General features: G+C 68.3%; 14 protein-coding genes. 6 read left to right on the top strand and 8 right to left on the bottom strand.

The genetic code is table 11. From position 1 onward, the window contains the following. Nucleotides 1-31 precede the first annotated feature (31 nt). The 3 genes from frr to AC4GYY_RS03950 all read right to left on the bottom strand — a co-directional run bounded on the left by frr (nucleotide 32) and on the right by AC4GYY_RS03950 (nucleotide 2,247). Nucleotides 32-589: a ribosome recycling factor gene (frr, locus tag AC4GYY_RS03960; RefSeq protein ID WP_491118924.1), complete on the bottom strand. Its 558-nt coding sequence runs from the start codon at nucleotides 587-589 to the stop codon at nucleotides 32-34. Continuing rightward, nucleotides 576-1,316: a UMP kinase gene (gene pyrH, locus AC4GYY_RS03955; protein WP_491118923.1), complete on the bottom strand. Its 741-nt coding sequence runs from the start codon at nucleotides 1,314-1,316 to the stop codon at nucleotides 576-578. Before pyrH ends, frr begins: the two co-directional genes overlap by 14 nt. 64 nt (nucleotides 1,317-1,380) lie before the next feature. Further along, a complete protein-coding gene (locus tag AC4GYY_RS03950) occupies nucleotides 1,381-2,247 on the bottom strand; it encodes an aldo/keto reductase family oxidoreductase (RefSeq protein WP_491118922.1) in 867 nt (288 codons plus the stop codon). A gap of 88 nt (nucleotides 2,248-2,335) precedes the next feature. On the opposite strand from AC4GYY_RS03950, the gene AC4GYY_RS03945 reads away from it, so the two are divergent. Together AC4GYY_RS03945 and AC4GYY_RS03940 are read left to right on the top strand one after the other, a co-directional pair. Then, a complete protein-coding gene (locus AC4GYY_RS03945) occupies nucleotides 2,336-3,235 on the top strand; it encodes a LysR family transcriptional regulator (protein WP_491118921.1) in 900 nt (299 codons plus the stop codon). 112 nt (nucleotides 3,236-3,347) lie between these two features. Then, nucleotides 3,348-3,947: a hypothetical protein gene (locus AC4GYY_RS03940; RefSeq protein ID WP_491118920.1), complete on the top strand. Its 600-nt coding sequence runs from the start codon at nucleotides 3,348-3,350 to the stop codon at nucleotides 3,945-3,947. Between the two features lie 67 nt (nucleotides 3,948-4,014). Here the strand turns inward: AC4GYY_RS03940 and tsf are convergent, their stop codons facing one another. Together tsf and rpsB are read right to left on the bottom strand one after the other, a co-directional pair. Further along, nucleotides 4,015-4,965, bottom strand: a complete 951-nt coding sequence (gene tsf, locus AC4GYY_RS03935) for a translation elongation factor Ts (protein WP_491118919.1) — start codon at nucleotides 4,963-4,965, stop codon at nucleotides 4,015-4,017. Nucleotides 4,966-5,059: 94 nt separating this feature from the next. Next, nucleotides 5,060-5,908, bottom strand: a complete 849-nt coding sequence (gene rpsB / locus AC4GYY_RS03930) for a 30S ribosomal protein S2 (protein ID WP_491118918.1) — start codon at nucleotides 5,906-5,908, stop codon at nucleotides 5,060-5,062. Nucleotides 5,909-6,224: 316 nt separating this feature from the next. On the opposite strand from rpsB, the gene AC4GYY_RS03925 reads away from it, so the two are divergent. Beyond that, nucleotides 6,225-6,455: a hypothetical protein gene (locus tag AC4GYY_RS03925; RefSeq protein WP_491118917.1), complete on the top strand. Its 231-nt coding sequence runs from the start codon at nucleotides 6,225-6,227 to the stop codon at nucleotides 6,453-6,455. On the opposite strand, the gene AC4GYY_RS03920 is transcribed toward AC4GYY_RS03925, so the two are convergent. Together AC4GYY_RS03920 and AC4GYY_RS03915 are read right to left on the bottom strand one after the other, a co-directional pair. Beyond that, nucleotides 6,397-7,197, bottom strand: a complete 801-nt coding sequence (locus AC4GYY_RS03920; protein WP_491118916.1) for a CDP-alcohol phosphatidyltransferase family protein — start codon at nucleotides 7,195-7,197, stop codon at nucleotides 6,397-6,399. The genes AC4GYY_RS03925 and AC4GYY_RS03920 overlap by 59 nt on opposite strands. Next, nucleotides 7,194-7,934 (bottom strand): phosphatidylserine decarboxylase, encoded by a 741-nt coding sequence (locus AC4GYY_RS03915; RefSeq protein WP_491118915.1) that lies wholly within the window; start codon nucleotides 7,932-7,934, stop codon nucleotides 7,194-7,196. The genes AC4GYY_RS03920 and AC4GYY_RS03915 overlap by 4 nt, the downstream gene beginning before the upstream one ends. A gap of 109 nt (nucleotides 7,935-8,043) precedes the next feature. On the opposite strand from AC4GYY_RS03915, the gene AC4GYY_RS03910 reads away from it, so the two are divergent. The 3 genes from AC4GYY_RS03910 (at nucleotide 8,044) to AC4GYY_RS03900 (ending at nucleotide 12,283) form a co-directional block, all read left to right on the top strand. After that, on the top strand, nucleotides 8,044-9,264 hold the full coding sequence (locus AC4GYY_RS03910; protein ID WP_491118914.1) for an NADP-dependent isocitrate dehydrogenase: 1,221 nt from the start codon (nucleotides 8,044-8,046) through the stop codon (nucleotides 9,262-9,264). A 73-nt stretch (nucleotides 9,265-9,337) separates the two neighbouring features. Further along, the gene (locus AC4GYY_RS03905; RefSeq protein ID WP_491118913.1) at nucleotides 9,338-11,107 is read left to right on the top strand and encodes a cation:proton antiporter domain-containing protein; all 1,770 of its coding nucleotides are present in this window, start codon (nucleotides 9,338-9,340) and stop codon (nucleotides 11,105-11,107) included. 33 nt (nucleotides 11,108-11,140) lie between these two features. Further along, nucleotides 11,141-12,283: a glycosyltransferase family 4 protein gene (locus AC4GYY_RS03900; protein WP_491118912.1), complete on the top strand. Its 1,143-nt coding sequence runs from the start codon at nucleotides 11,141-11,143 to the stop codon at nucleotides 12,281-12,283. Between the two features lie 8 nt (nucleotides 12,284-12,291). Here the strand turns inward: AC4GYY_RS03900 and AC4GYY_RS03895 are convergent, their stop codons facing one another. Continuing rightward, entirely contained in the window at nucleotides 12,292-12,864 is a 573-nt protein-coding gene (locus AC4GYY_RS03895; RefSeq protein WP_491118911.1) for a PadR family transcriptional regulator, read from the bottom strand. Between the last annotated feature and the right edge of the window lie 96 nt (nucleotides 12,865-12,960).

Raw genomic sequence — 12,960 nt, 5'->3', positions numbered from 1 at the left:
CACGAGCCGAACAGCTGACGCTGTTCGCGCTTCACTTCCCCATGATCTCCTTTTCCTTCGCGCTCGCCACCGCATCGACCTCGGTGATCGTCGCGTCGGTCAGCTTCTGGACCTCGGCCTCGTGGCGCTTGCGCTCGTCTTCGCCGAACACACCCTTCTTCTCGTCGGTCTTGAGCGCGTCCATGCCGTCGCGGCGGACGTTGCGCACGGCGATCTTCGCCTTTTCCGCGTACGAGCCCGCGAGCTTCGCCAGCTCCTTGCGGCGCTCCTCGGTCAGATCGGGGATCGGCAGGCGCAAGGTATTGCCGTCGTTGATCGGATTGAGGCCCAGCCCCGCCGAACGGATCGCCTTTTCGACCGGGCCGACATTCTGCTTGTCCCAGACCTGGACCGAGATCATCCGCGGCTCGGGCACGCTGACGGTCGCCACCTGGTTGAGCGGCATGTTCGCACCGTAAACGGTGACCATCACCGGATCGAGCAGCGACGTCGAGGCGCGCCCGGTCCTGAGACCGCCGAGATCGCTCTTGAGCGACTCCACCGCGCCCGCCATCCGGCGCTCCAAATCCGCCTTGTCATACGCCGGCATCGATCGTCTCCTGCTGCTGAACGACCGTTGATGTCCCCTCGCCGCGCAGCACCGCGGCGAAGTTGCCGTGTTCGCGGATGTTGAAGACGACGATCGGGATGTTGTTGTCGCGGCACAGCGCCACCGCGCTCGCGTCCATGACCTTCAGGTCCTCGGCGAGGACCGTCGAATAGCTCACGGTCTCGAAGCGGCGCGCGCTCGGGTCCTTCTTGGGATCGGCGCTGTAGACGCCGTCGACGCTGGTGCCCTTGAAGAGCGCGTCGCACTTCATCTCGGCGGCGCGGAGCGCCGCGCCGCTGTCGGTCGTGAAATAGGGCGAGCCGACGCCGGCGGCGAAGATCACGACGCGGCCCTTCTCCAAATGCCGCTCGGCGCGCCTCCGGATCACCGGCTCGCACACCTCGTCCATCGAGATCGCCGACTGGACGCGCGTATCGATGCCGATCTGCTCGAGCGCGTTCTGCACCGCGAGCGCGTTCATCACCGTCGCGAGCATGCCCATGTAATCCGCGGTCGCGCGCTCGAACCCCTTCGCCGCGGCCGCGAGTCCGCGGAAGATGTTGCCGCCGCCGACGACGACGCACAGCTCGTACCCTTGCGCCTTCACGTCGGCGATCTCACCCGCGACGCGCGCGGTGACGGCGGGGTCGATCGACAGCCCGCCCTCCCCCATCAGGACCTCGCCCGAGAGTTTCAGGAGGATGCGTTTGTAGGTGCGGGGAGTCATTCGGGTCCGTCGGTTCGGGAGCGCCGCGGACCTTAGGCGGGGGCGGTATCCCCCGCAACCTTTGTCAGCCCCCGATCCGGTCCAATGTCGCGATCGCCGCCTCGGGCAGATCGAGCCCGGCCGCCGCCAGGTTTTCGCGCAGATGCGCGACCGACGACGTCCCCGGGATCAGCAGGAGATTGGGCGAGCGTCGCAGCAGCCAGGCGAGCGCCACCTGCATCGGGGTGTGACCGAGGCTTGCCGCGACGTGCGACAGCGCATCCGACTGAAGCGGGGTGAAGCCGCCGAGCGGGAAGAACGGGACATAGGCCACCCCCTGCCCCGCCAGCGCATCGATCAGCGCGTCGTCCCCGCGATGGGCGAGATTATACTGGTTCTGGACGCAGATCACCGGCGCGATCCCCTGCGCTTCGCGGACCTGCGCGGCGGTCGCATTGCTGAGACCGAGATGGCGGATCAGACCCTGCTCGCGAAGGTCGGCGAGCGTCTCGAACTGCGCTGCGATCGAGCCCTCGCTTGGCGCGTGGACATCGCCCATCACGCGCAGGTTGACGACATCGATCGCCCCGACCCCGAGATTGCGAAGATTGTCGTGGACCGCGGCGCGGAGCTCGTCGGGCGACTGCGCCGGCAGCCATGAGGCGTCGTCGCCGCGGCGTGCGCCGACCTTGCTGACGAGGACGAGATCGTCGGGATAGGGCGAGAGCGCTTCGCGGATCAGCCGATTGACGACGTGCGGGCCATAGAAATCGCTGGTGTCGATGTGATTCACTCCGGCCTCGACCGCGGCGCGGAGCACGGCGCGCGCCCCATCCGGATCGCGCGGCGGCCCGAACACACCCGGCCCGGCGAGCTGCATCGCTCCGTAGCCCATCCGGTTTACTGTGCGGTCGCCGAGGGTGAACAGCCCGGCGTTGTCGATCGTGCGCATGTTGGTCTCCTTCGCCTCCTGATCTAGGGGACCGCGATCGTGCCGATAATCGGTGCGATCCCGCACAGGCCGTGCGGAAGGACGGACAATGCGCGCGGAGCTCGGTGATCTCGACGCTTTCCTTACGGTTGCCAAGGCAAGGGGATTCCGCGACGCGGCGCGGGCGAGCGGCGGCAGCGCGTCCGCGTTGAGCGCAGCGGTGCGCCGCCTTGAGGCCCGGCTCGGCGTCCGCCTGCTCCATCGCACGACGCGCAGCGTCTCGCCGACCGAGGCGGGCGCCGAGCTGCTTGCCCGGATCACTCCGGCGCTAGGCGAGGTCGAGGCGGCGCTCGAGGTGGCCGGGGAACGGAGCGGGCGTCCGGCGGGCACGCTGCGGCTCAACGTCCCGATCAGCGCGGCCCGGCTGGTGCTGCCCGCGATCGTGCCGGGCTTCCTCGCCGCTTATCCCGAGATCCGGCTCGACGTGGTGGCCGAGGACAGCTTCGTCGATGTCGTGGCGTCGGGGTGCGACGCCGGGATCCGCTACGACGAGCGGTTGGAGCAGGATATGATCGCCGTCCCGATCGGCCCGCGAATCCAGCGCATGGCGACCGCGGCGGCGCCCTCATATCTCGTCGCACACGGCTACCCCCGGCATCCGCGCGACCTCCTGGACCATTCCTGCATCCTCGGCACCTTCGAGGGCGGGCGGCGTGCGACCCCGTGGGAATTCGAGCGCGATGGCGAGGCGGCGCGCGTCGAGCCGACCGGGCCGCTGACCGTGCAGGTGTCCGCGTTCGACCTTGCGCTCGACGCGGCGATCGCGGGCGTCAGGGTGATCAACCTGTTCGAGGACTGGTTGCGCCCGCATCTCGCCAGCGGTGCGCTCAAGCCGGTGCTGGAGGACTGGTGGGAGGCGTTCTCCGGTCCGTTCCTCTATTATTCGGGGCGGCGACTGGTGCCGCCGCCGCTCCGCGCCTTCCTCGACCATATCGCGGCGATCCGGTGAAACGATCACTGCCGGCCTGCTGCGGGTGGCATCGAACTCGGACAAAGCGGCGATCGCGCGCTTGAATGCCCAAACTGAGGCATGCATCACGGATCAGAACGAGGAGACGACGATGCCGTTCATCAGCGAGGAATACGGGCGCTATCTTATCAGGGCCGGCCCGCGCTCGGGAATGTTCCAGGCGAACGCCTATCGTCGCAAGCTCCTAGTCACCCAAGCGAGCGGAGCGACGCTCGAAGCGGCAGTGAAGTCGCTAAAGATTCTTCTCGACGAACTAGATCGGCGCGCAACCGACGGGTACGACGATGAAGGAGCGCTGGCCGCGGAGGTTTACCGCGATGCGTTCGTCGTCCTGCTTCCCGACCTGCCCCCCGCCTATGTCGCGATGCTCCGCGCCCACTTTGCCGCGCCTGACTACCTCCTATCGGCGACCAAGCTGGCCCAGGCGGCCGGCTATTCGGGATATGAGGGAGCGAATCTTCATTACGGAAAGCTCGGCTACCGTGTTGCACAGGAAATCGGCTTCACGCCTCCGCGGCGCGACGACGGTAGCGAGATCTGGACGGCAGCGATTGCGCGCGATCCGGCCCTCGACAAGGAGTTCCCCCAGACATCCTTTCTCGAGTCCGTGATGCGCGAGCCGGACGTCGCGCATTACGAGTGGCAATTGCGACCGCAAGTGGTGGAGGCGCTTCGCTCGCTCGGGTGGTGATCGCGAAAGGGAAAGGGGCCCCGGCTCGCGCCAAGGCCCTCGCTGTCTCGTCCGAAGCGCGACCTGCTCACGCGGTCGGCTCGGGCTCCTTCTTCTGCGGAACGCCCGAGGCGGCCGCGACTTCGGCGGCGAAGTCGGACGCTTCCTTCTCGATCCCCTCGCCCAGCTGGAAGCGGACGTAGTCGACCAGCTTGATCTCGGCGCCCGCGTCCTTGCCCGCCTTGGTGACGACGTCGCTGATCTTGGTCTTGCCGTCCATCACGAACAGCTGGCTGACCAGCGCATGCTCCTTGCGGTACTTGGCGATCGTGCCCTCGACCATCTTCGCGATGATGTCGGCGGGCTTGCCGCTCTCGCCGGCCTTCTCGGTCGCGATCGCGCGCTCGCGCTCGATCTCGCCCTCGTCGAGCTGGTCCTCGAGCAGCGCCTTCGGGAAAGCCGCGGCGACGTGCATCGCCAGCTGCTTGCCGAGCGTCTGGAGCACCTCGGCGGGTGCCTCGCTCTCGAGCGCGACGAGCACGCCGATCTTGCCCATGCCGGGGGCCTGCTGGTTGTGGACATAGCCCACCACCGCGCCCTTCGACACTTCCAGCCGACGCGCGCGGCGCAGCGACTGGTTCTCGCCGATCGTCGCGATGTTGTTGGTCAGCGTCTCCTCGACGGTCCGCTCGCCGAGCGAAGCCGCCTTGATGACCGCCAGATCGTCGCCCATCTCGAGCGCGACCGAGGTCACGTCGCGGACGAACGCCTGGAACTGATCGTTCTTGGCGACGAAGTCCGTCTCCGAATTGACCTCGACCGCGGCGCCCCTCGTGCCGCTGACCTCGACACCGACCAGACCCTCGGCCGCGGTGCGGCTCGACTTCTTGGCGGCGGCGGCGAGACCCTTGGTCCGCAGCCAGTCCATCGCGGCGTTCATCTCGCCGCCGGTCTCGTTCAGCGCCTTCTTGCAGTCCATCATGCCGGCGCCGCTCTTCTCGCGCAGGTCCTTGACCATCGCTGCCGTGATCTCGGCCATCGTTTCAGTCCTTCACATGAGATGGTTCGAATATGGGTGCGGGCGGGGCGGGGCCAAATCGCCCTGCCCCGCCCGCATGACGTTTCAGCGACGATCAGGCGTCGATCTGGCGCTCGCCCTCGGCCGCCAGCTCGGCGGCGATGTCCGCATCGGCGGCGCCGGCGGTGGTGACCGCAGCGGCCTCCGGCTCGACGGTCAGCGCTTCCTCGACCGGCGGTTCGGCCATCGCACCGATGTCGTGGCCGCGACGCGACTGCTGTTCCTGGCCGCCACGGGTCGCGGCGATGGCGATGGCCTCGCAATAGAGCCGGATCGCGCGCGCGGCGTCGTCGTTCGCCGGCACCGGGAAGGCGATGCCGTCGGGCGAGACGTTCGAATCGAGGATGGCCACGACCGGGATACCGAGCGTGTTGGCTTCCTTGATCGCGAGTTCCTCCTTGTTCGCGTCGATCACGAACATGACGTCGGGAACACCGCCCATGTCGCGGATGCCGCCGAGCGAGTTCTCGAGCTTGTCGTGCTCGCGCGTGAGGTTCAGCACCTCCTTCTTGGTGAGACCGGCGGTGTTGCCCGACAGCTGCTCCTCAAGCGCCTTCATGCGCTTGATCGAATTGGAGATCGTCTTCCAGTTGGTGAGCATCCCGCCCAGCCAGCGATGGTTGACGAAATGCTGCCCGGCGCGGCGCGCGGAATCGGCGATCGGCTCCTGCGCCTGGCGCTTGGTGCCGACGAACAGGACCTTGCCGCCCGAGGCGACGGTGGAACTGACGAACTCGAGCGCGCGCGCGAACAGCGGCACGGTCTGCGACAGGTCGATGATGTGGACGCCGTTGCGGTCGCCGAAAAGATACGGCTTCATCTTCGGGTTCCAGCGGTGGGTCTGGTGGCCGAAGTGCGCGCCGGTCTCGATGAGCTGCTGCATGGTGACGACAGGTGCCGCCATGGTCGTATTCCTTTCCGGTTGAGCCGCTGGGAGGCGGATGACGCATGGCCTGAAAGGCCGGCGCACCGGTTTTCGATGCCTCCCATGAGGGATTGAGGGCGCGGCGCTACCGCAAATCTTTTTTCCGCGCAACCATTGACGTCGCCGAACAGAAGTGGAACAAGGGCGTGGAACGAAGCGGGAACTTAGTGCTTCTTGCGGCGAATTGCCCTTGAGAGCCGACGGTACACCCGTTTCGCTGGCGTAATTACGGGAACAGTTTGGGTCAGCAAGGGTTGCGGATTCGTCTGAGTCCCGCGACTCAGGGAGATGCAAGATGTTGATGGTGCTAGATTCTTTGATTTTCGTCGGAGCGGCGGCAGCCTCCGGTTATGCGATCGTCGCGACGGTCAAGCCGAATCTGTCGAAGATTCGTGACGCTCTCGTCGTGGGAGGTCCGGAATTGACGTCGTTCGAGAAGCTGGTTCACGCCGAGCGGCGGATCGCGGTCAGGCGCTGGTCGGCGGAGCCGCGGCCGGCAGTTGCCCGCCTGCGCGAAGCCGCTTGACCCGGGCGTAGCTCAAGACGCTGAACGGCATCGCCAGCAGATAGGCGACGCACAGTCCCGTCGCGGTGTGCCAGGGTGCGGACACCGCCGCCGCGCCGACCGCCACGACGATCAGGATCGCCTCGAACCGGACCGTGCGACGCAGACGCAGCGAGGTCCAGGACCAGGTGGCGAGGTTCGAGACCATCAGTCCGGCGACGACGACCATCCACGGCGCGACGAGATAGGGCGAGCGTAGCCACCATAATTGTTCGTCGGTTGCCAGCCACGCGAACATCGGCAGCAGTGCGAGGCTGGCACCCGCCGGGGCGGGAACCCCGGTCAGGAAGCCCGCCGACTTGTGCGGCTGATCGTCGGCGTCGATCGCCGCGTTGAACCGCGCGAGGCGGAGCGCGCAGAACACCGCCAGCAGCAGCGCGGCGATCCAGCCGAACCGCGGCAGCTCGCGCGTCGACCAGAGGAACAGGATCAGCGCCGGCGACACCCCGAAGCTGATCGCGTCCGACAGCGAATCGAGCTCGGCCCCGAACCGACTCTCGCCGTGAAGCATCCGCGCCACCCGGCCGTCGAGCCCGTCGAGCACGCCCGCGACCAGCACCATCGTCACCGCGACCCACCATTTCTCGTCAATCGCGAAGCGGATGCCCGACAACCCGGAACAGAGCGCGAGCGCGGTCACCGCATTGGGCGCGACGGCGCGGAGCGGCAGGCCGCGGGGAACGCGGCGCGGCCGCAGGCTCATTGCGACAGGCCGGAGACCGGCGCGCCGCCGACCCGCCCGATCACGGTCTCTCCCGCGATCGTCCGCTGGCCGAGCGCGACCTGACAGACGCAATCGTCGGGCAGATAGACGTCGACGCGGCTGCCGAACCGGATCAGCCCGACCCGCTGCCCCGCCGCGACCATGTCTCCGGGCTTGGCGAAGGTGACGATCCGCCGCGCGACCAGCCCGGCGATCTGGGTGAAGCCGACGCGGCGGCCCGTATGCCCCTCGACCACGAAATGCTGACGCTCGTTCTCCTCGGACGCCTTATCGAGATCGGCGTTCAGGAACTTGCCGGAGATGTAGACGACCTGGCGGATCACGCCGGCAATCGGGGTGCGATTGATGTGGACGTCGAACACGCTCATGAACATCGACACCCGCACGCGCTCGCCGCCGCCTCCCAGTTCCGCCGCGATCTCGCGCGGCACGGGCATCCGCTGGATCATCGTCACCAGCCCGTCGGCGGGGGCGACGATCAGGTCGTCGCCGACCGGGGTGGTGCGAACGGGATCGCGGAAGAAGGCGGCGACCCAGATCGCGAGCCCGACCAGCGGCCAGAACAGGACCTTCCACACCGGCAGCGAGATGAGCGCGACCGCCCCGGCGATCGCGACGTATTTGCGCCCTTCCGGATGCATCGCGGGGAAGCGCCACTTGACGGTCGAGGTGACGGGCACGCCGCCGACCTGCGGCGGTTTTTCGAGTGAGGCCATGATGCGGTCTAACCCTCCCGCTCCGGCGTGACAACGGGCGAGCCCCGTTGATCCGGCATCGACCCTCCCCTATCGGCTCCCCAATCCCTCCCCCCAAGGACACGATCGCATGGCCAAGATTCAGGTGAAGACCCCTGTCGTCGAGATCGACGGCGACGAGATGACCCGCATCATCTGGGAGTGGATTCGCGAGCGCCTGATCAAGCCGTATCTCGACATCGACCTCGACTATTACGATCTCGGCATCGAGCATCGTGACGCGACGGACGACAAGGTGACCGTCGACAGTGCGCTCGCGACCCAGAAGTACGGCGTCGCGGTGAAGTGCGCGACGATCACGCCGGACGAGGCGCGCGTCGAGGAGTTCGGCCTCAAGAAGATGTGGAAGTCGCCCAATGGCACGATCCGCAACATCCTGGGCGGGGTGATCTTCCGCGAGCCCATCGTGATCCGCAACGTCCCTCGCCTGATCCCCGGCTGGACCCACCCGATCGTCGTCGGCCGCCACGCCTTCGGCGACCAGTATAAGGCGACCGACTTCGTCGTGCCCGGCAAGGGCAAGCTCACGATGACCTGGGAAGGCGAGGACGGCCAGCGGATCGAGCACGAGGTGTTCGACTTCCCCGCCGCCGGCGTCGCGATGGGGATGTACAACCTGGAGGAATCGATCCGCGACTTCGCCCGCGCGTCGATGAACTACTCGCTCGGCCGCGGCTGGCCGCTCTACCTCAGCACCAAGAACACGATCCTCAAGGCCTATGACGGGCGCTTCAAGGACATCTTCGCCGAGGTGTTCGAGGCCGAGTTCAAGGACGCCTTCAAGGCCGCGAACATCGTCTACGAGCACCGGCTGATCGACGACATGGTCGCCAGCGCGCTCAAGTGGCATGGCGAGTTCGTCTGGGCGTGCAAGAACTACGACGGCGACGTCCAGTCGGATCAGGTCGCGCAGGGCTTCGGCTCGCTCGGGCTGATGACCTCGGTGCTGATGACCCCCGACGGCAAGACGATCGAGGCCGAGGCCGCGCATGGCACCGTCACCCGCCACTTCCGCCAGCACCAGCAGGGCAAGGCCACCTCGACCAACCCGATCGCCTCGATCTTCGCCTGGACCGGCGGCCTCAAGTACCGCGGCAAGTTCGACGACACGCCCGACGTCACCCGCTTCGCCGAGGAGCTGGAGCGCGTCTGCATCGAAACGGTCGAGAACGGCGACATGACCAAGGACCTGGCGATCCTGATCGGCCCCGACCAGAAGTGGATGACGACCGAGCAGTTCTTCGAGGCGGTGCGCGCGAACCTCGAGACGAAGATGGCGACCTGGGCCTGAGCCCCGCCGCGCGCTGCCCGCCGCAACGAAACGTCGCTGACAAAGCCGGCCCGCCCCGCCAAGGTGGCCGGTGATGGCGATGCGGCTCGACAATCCCGGCTTTTCCGACGCGCTGGTGATCCTGGGCGCGGCGGGGATCGTGATCCCCGCCTTTGCGCGCTTCCGGATCAGCCCGGTGATCGGCTTCATCCTGGTCGGGATGCTGGTCGGGCCGTTCGGGCTCGGCCGGCTCGTCGGCGCGGCGCCGTGGCTGTATTACTTCACGATCTCCGAGCCGCACGCGATCGAGCCGTTCGCCGAGTTCGGGATCATCCTGCTCCTGTTCTCAATCGGGCTGGAACTGTCGTTCAAGCGGTTGTGGACCATGCGGCGGCTGGTGTTCGGCACCGGCGCAGCCGAACTGATCGGATCGGCGGCGATCATGGGCGTCGCGTTCCATCTGATCGGGCAGAGCTGGCCCGGCGCGATCGGGCTCGGGCTGGCGGTGTCGCTCTCCTCGACCGCGCTGGTGCTGCCGCTGGTCGGGACGACCAGCCCGGTCGGGCGCGCCGCCTTCGCGATGCTGCTGTTCGAGGACCTGGCGCTCGTCCCGATCATCTTCGCACTCGGCGCGATGGCCCCGAACGCCGGGGGCGGGCTGGCCGAGGTCGGCGCGACGGCGCTGCGCGGCCTGCTGACGGTCGCCGCGCTCTACCTGGTCGGCAAGGTCGTCCTCTCGCGGCTGTTCGGGCAGGCCGCGCGGACGAAGAGTCCCGAGCTGTTCCTCGCCGCGTCGCTGCTGGTGGTGATCGTCGCGTCCGTCGCGACCACCGCCGCCGGGCTGTCGCCGATCGTCGGCGCGCTGCTCGCCGGGCTGCTGATCGCCGAGACCGATTATCACACCGAGGTCGAGGTAATGACCGCGCCCTTCAAGGGCCTGGCGCTCGGCGTGTTCCTGATCACGGTGGGGATGAGCGTCGACCTGCGCTCGATCGTCGAGAGTTGGCCGACGCTGCTGGCGGCGGTGGCAGGTGTCGTCGCGGTGAAGACGATCGTGACCTTCCTGCTGCTCCGCGTCGCCGACGTCCGCCGCGGCGTCGCCGCCGAAACCGGGCTGTTGATGGCGAGCCCGTCGGAGACGACGCTGATCGTGCTCGCGACGGCCGCCCAGGCGGGGCTGATCCTCGCGCCGACCGCAGCCTTCTGGCAGACGGTGACCGCGGTCGGGCTGACGATCACGCCGCTGCTCGCCAAGCTCGGCACGCTCGTCTCGCGGCGGATCGAGATCGGTGACGGCGAGGACATCGCGGCCCCGGCGGAGGACGGGCGGACGGTGATCATCGGCTTCGGCCGGGTCGGACGGATGGTCGCGGAGATGCTCGCCGCCCACGGCCAGCCCTATGTCGCGGTCGAGGCCGACGTCGATTCGGTCAAGTCGGCGCGCGCCGCGGCGCATCCGGTGATCTTCGGCGACGCCTCGCGCGGCGAGCTGATCGACCGGCTCGATCTCGGCTCCGCGCGCGCGCTGGTGCTGACGATGGACGATCCGGTGCTCTCGGTGCGGCTCGCGCGGCGGGTCCGGGCGAGCGCGCCCGACCTGACCATCGTCGCCCGGGCGCGCGATCCGCGTCACGCCGCCGAACTCTATCGCGCCGGGGTGACCGACGCGGTGCCGGAGACGCTCGAAAGCTCGCTCCAGCTGTCGGAGGCGGTGCTGGTCGATCTGGGCGTCGCGATGGGACCCGTCATCGCCTCGATCCACGAGAAGCGCGACGAGCTGCGCACCGCGATCCGCCGCGAGGCGGAGCTCGAGCGCGAGCCGCGGATCCGGCGGGTGCGCCGGACGGGCGAGGTGGCGGGCTAGCGTCCGCTCCGATCCCCGCCTACCCGCATCCGTATGGCCAAGCCTCGCGTCGCGCTGTTCAGCGGCAACTACAATTACGTCCGCGACGGCGCGAACCAGGCGCTCAACCGGCTGGTCGGCGCGGCGCTGGCGGACTGCTTCGCGATGCGGGTCTATTCGCCGACGGTGCCGAACCCCGCGTTCGCGCCGACCGGCGACCTCGTCGACGTCCCCGCGGTGCCGATGATCGGCGGCCGCGGCGAGTACAAGATCGCGCGCGGTCTGCCGTCGCAGATCCGGGTCGACCTGGACCGCTTCTCGCCCGAACTGGTTCACGTTTCCGCGCCCGAGATCCTGGGCCACCGCGCGGTCACCTGGGCGCGGGCACGTGGTCTGCCCGTCGTGGCGTCGCTCCACACCCGGTTCGAGACCTATCCGCGTTACTACGGGATCGGGTTCGTCGAACCGCTGCTGATCCGATTGCTCACCCGCTTCTACAACCGCGTCGACCGGGTGCTCGTGCCCAGCCCCAGCATCGCGGCGCTGCTGCGCGACTGGGGCGTGACCACTCCGACCAGCATCTGGTCGCGCGGGATCGACCACGATCGGTTCACCCCTGATCGCCGCGATCTCGCCTGGCGGCGATCGCTCGGGATCGGCGACGGCGACATGGTGGTCGGCTTCCTCGGCCGGCTGGTGAAGGAGAAGGGGCTCGACGTCTTCGCCGCGGTCGCCTGCGAGCTGGCGCGACGCGGCGTCGCGCACCGCATCCTCGTCGTCGGCGAGGGCCCGGCGCGCGACTGGTTCGCGGCGCAGGTGCCGAAGGCGGTGTTCACCGGCTTCCAGTCGGGCGACGACCTCGGCCGCGCGGTGGCGGCGATGGACGTGTTCTTCAATCCCAGCGTCACTGAGACGTTCGGCAACGTCACGACCGAAGCGATGGCCGCGGGGGTGCCGGTGGTCGCCGCGCGCGCGACGGGGGCGGTCGATCTCGTCGAGGAGGGGCTAACCGGCTTCCTCGTCCCCCCGCGCGACATCGCGGCCTATGCCGATGCGATCGCGCGGATCGTCCGCGATCCGGCGCTGCGCCACGCCATGGGCAAGGCCGGACACGAGGCCGCCGCGCACTACCGGTGGGACCGGGCGAACGCGGCGGCGTTGGCGGCGTGGCGGGCGCTCCTGGAGACGCACGCCTGAGCGACGGCTTACCGGAGCCGCTCGATCTTCTGCGCGACCTCGTCGATCAACGCGGCGACGTCGTGGAGCGTGTCCTGCGAGAAATCGCCGCGTGACAGCCGCTCCTTGAGCGCGATCGAGAGATTGCCCATCGCCCGGCGGATCGGCGCGCCGTCGGGGCGTTTCGCCTCGGCGCCGACCCCTTCCAGCCGCGCCATCAGCGCCTCGACCTGCTCGCGATTCTCCTCGAGGTGCATCGTGCCTTCGGGGGTAACGGCAAAGCGCTTGCGGCTGTCCGTCGAGGGCTGCTCGGCGATCAGCCCCATCTCGGCGAGCATCGACAGCGTCGGATACACCACGCCGGGGCTCGGCGCATATTGCCCGCCGGTCAGCTCCTCGATCGCGCGGATCAGGTCGTAGCCGTGGCGCGGCTCGTCGGCGATCAGCTTGAGCAGCACGAGCCGGAGCTCGCCGCCGTCGAACATCCGCCGGCTGCGGCCGCCGTCCTGCGCGCCCCAAGGGCCGGAACCCCAGCTGCCCCGCGACCAGCCGCCGGTGCGGGCGGAGCCGCAGCTGCGGCCATGCATATGGTGGTGAAACATCGTCGGTCCTTTCTACATCACGATAGCATGGAGATATATCTTGATAGCGGAACGACAATCCCTGCTGCGAAAAAATTCCCCGACCCCTATCTTAAC

This window comes from Sphingomonas sp. SP6 (assembly GCF_058313435.1).
Note: the sequence above shows the minus strand (reverse complement) of the source record. Positions and strands in the feature narration are given on the sequence as shown.

Bases quoted from the DNA above. Each gene is read 5' to 3' on its own strand.
- frr (WP_491118924.1), bottom strand. From the start codon at position 589: ATGCCGGCGTATGACAAGGCGGATTTGGAGCGCCGGATGGCGGGCGCG.
- pyrH (WP_491118923.1), bottom strand. From the start codon at position 1,316: ATGACTCCCCGCACCTACAAACGCATCCTCCTGAAACTCTCGGGCGAG.
- AC4GYY_RS03950 (WP_491118922.1), bottom strand. From the start codon at position 2,247: ATGCGCACGATCGACAACGCCGGGCTGTTCACCCTCGGCGACCGCACA.
- AC4GYY_RS03945 (WP_491118921.1), top strand. From the start codon at position 2,336: ATGCGCGCGGAGCTCGGTGATCTCGACGCTTTCCTTACGGTTGCCAAG.
- AC4GYY_RS03940 (WP_491118920.1), top strand. From the start codon at position 3,348: ATGCCGTTCATCAGCGAGGAATACGGGCGCTATCTTATCAGGGCCGGC.
- tsf (WP_491118919.1), bottom strand. From the start codon at position 4,965: ATGGCCGAGATCACGGCAGCGATGGTCAAGGACCTGCGCGAGAAGAGC.
- rpsB (WP_491118918.1), bottom strand. From the start codon at position 5,908: ATGGCGGCACCTGTCGTCACCATGCAGCAGCTCATCGAGACCGGCGCG.
- AC4GYY_RS03925 (WP_491118917.1), top strand. From the start codon at position 6,225: ATGTTGATGGTGCTAGATTCTTTGATTTTCGTCGGAGCGGCGGCAGCC.
- AC4GYY_RS03920 (WP_491118916.1), bottom strand. From the start codon at position 7,197: ATGAGCCTGCGGCCGCGCCGCGTTCCCCGCGGCCTGCCGCTCCGCGCC.
- AC4GYY_RS03915 (WP_491118915.1), bottom strand. From the start codon at position 7,934: ATGGCCTCACTCGAAAAACCGCCGCAGGTCGGCGGCGTGCCCGTCACC.
- AC4GYY_RS03910 (WP_491118914.1), top strand. From the start codon at position 8,044: ATGGCCAAGATTCAGGTGAAGACCCCTGTCGTCGAGATCGACGGCGAC.
- AC4GYY_RS03905 (WP_491118913.1), top strand. From the start codon at position 9,338: ATGGCGATGCGGCTCGACAATCCCGGCTTTTCCGACGCGCTGGTGATC.
- AC4GYY_RS03900 (WP_491118912.1), top strand. From the start codon at position 11,141: ATGGCCAAGCCTCGCGTCGCGCTGTTCAGCGGCAACTACAATTACGTC.
- AC4GYY_RS03895 (WP_491118911.1), bottom strand. From the start codon at position 12,864: ATGTTTCACCACCATATGCATGGCCGCAGCTGCGGCTCCGCCCGCACC.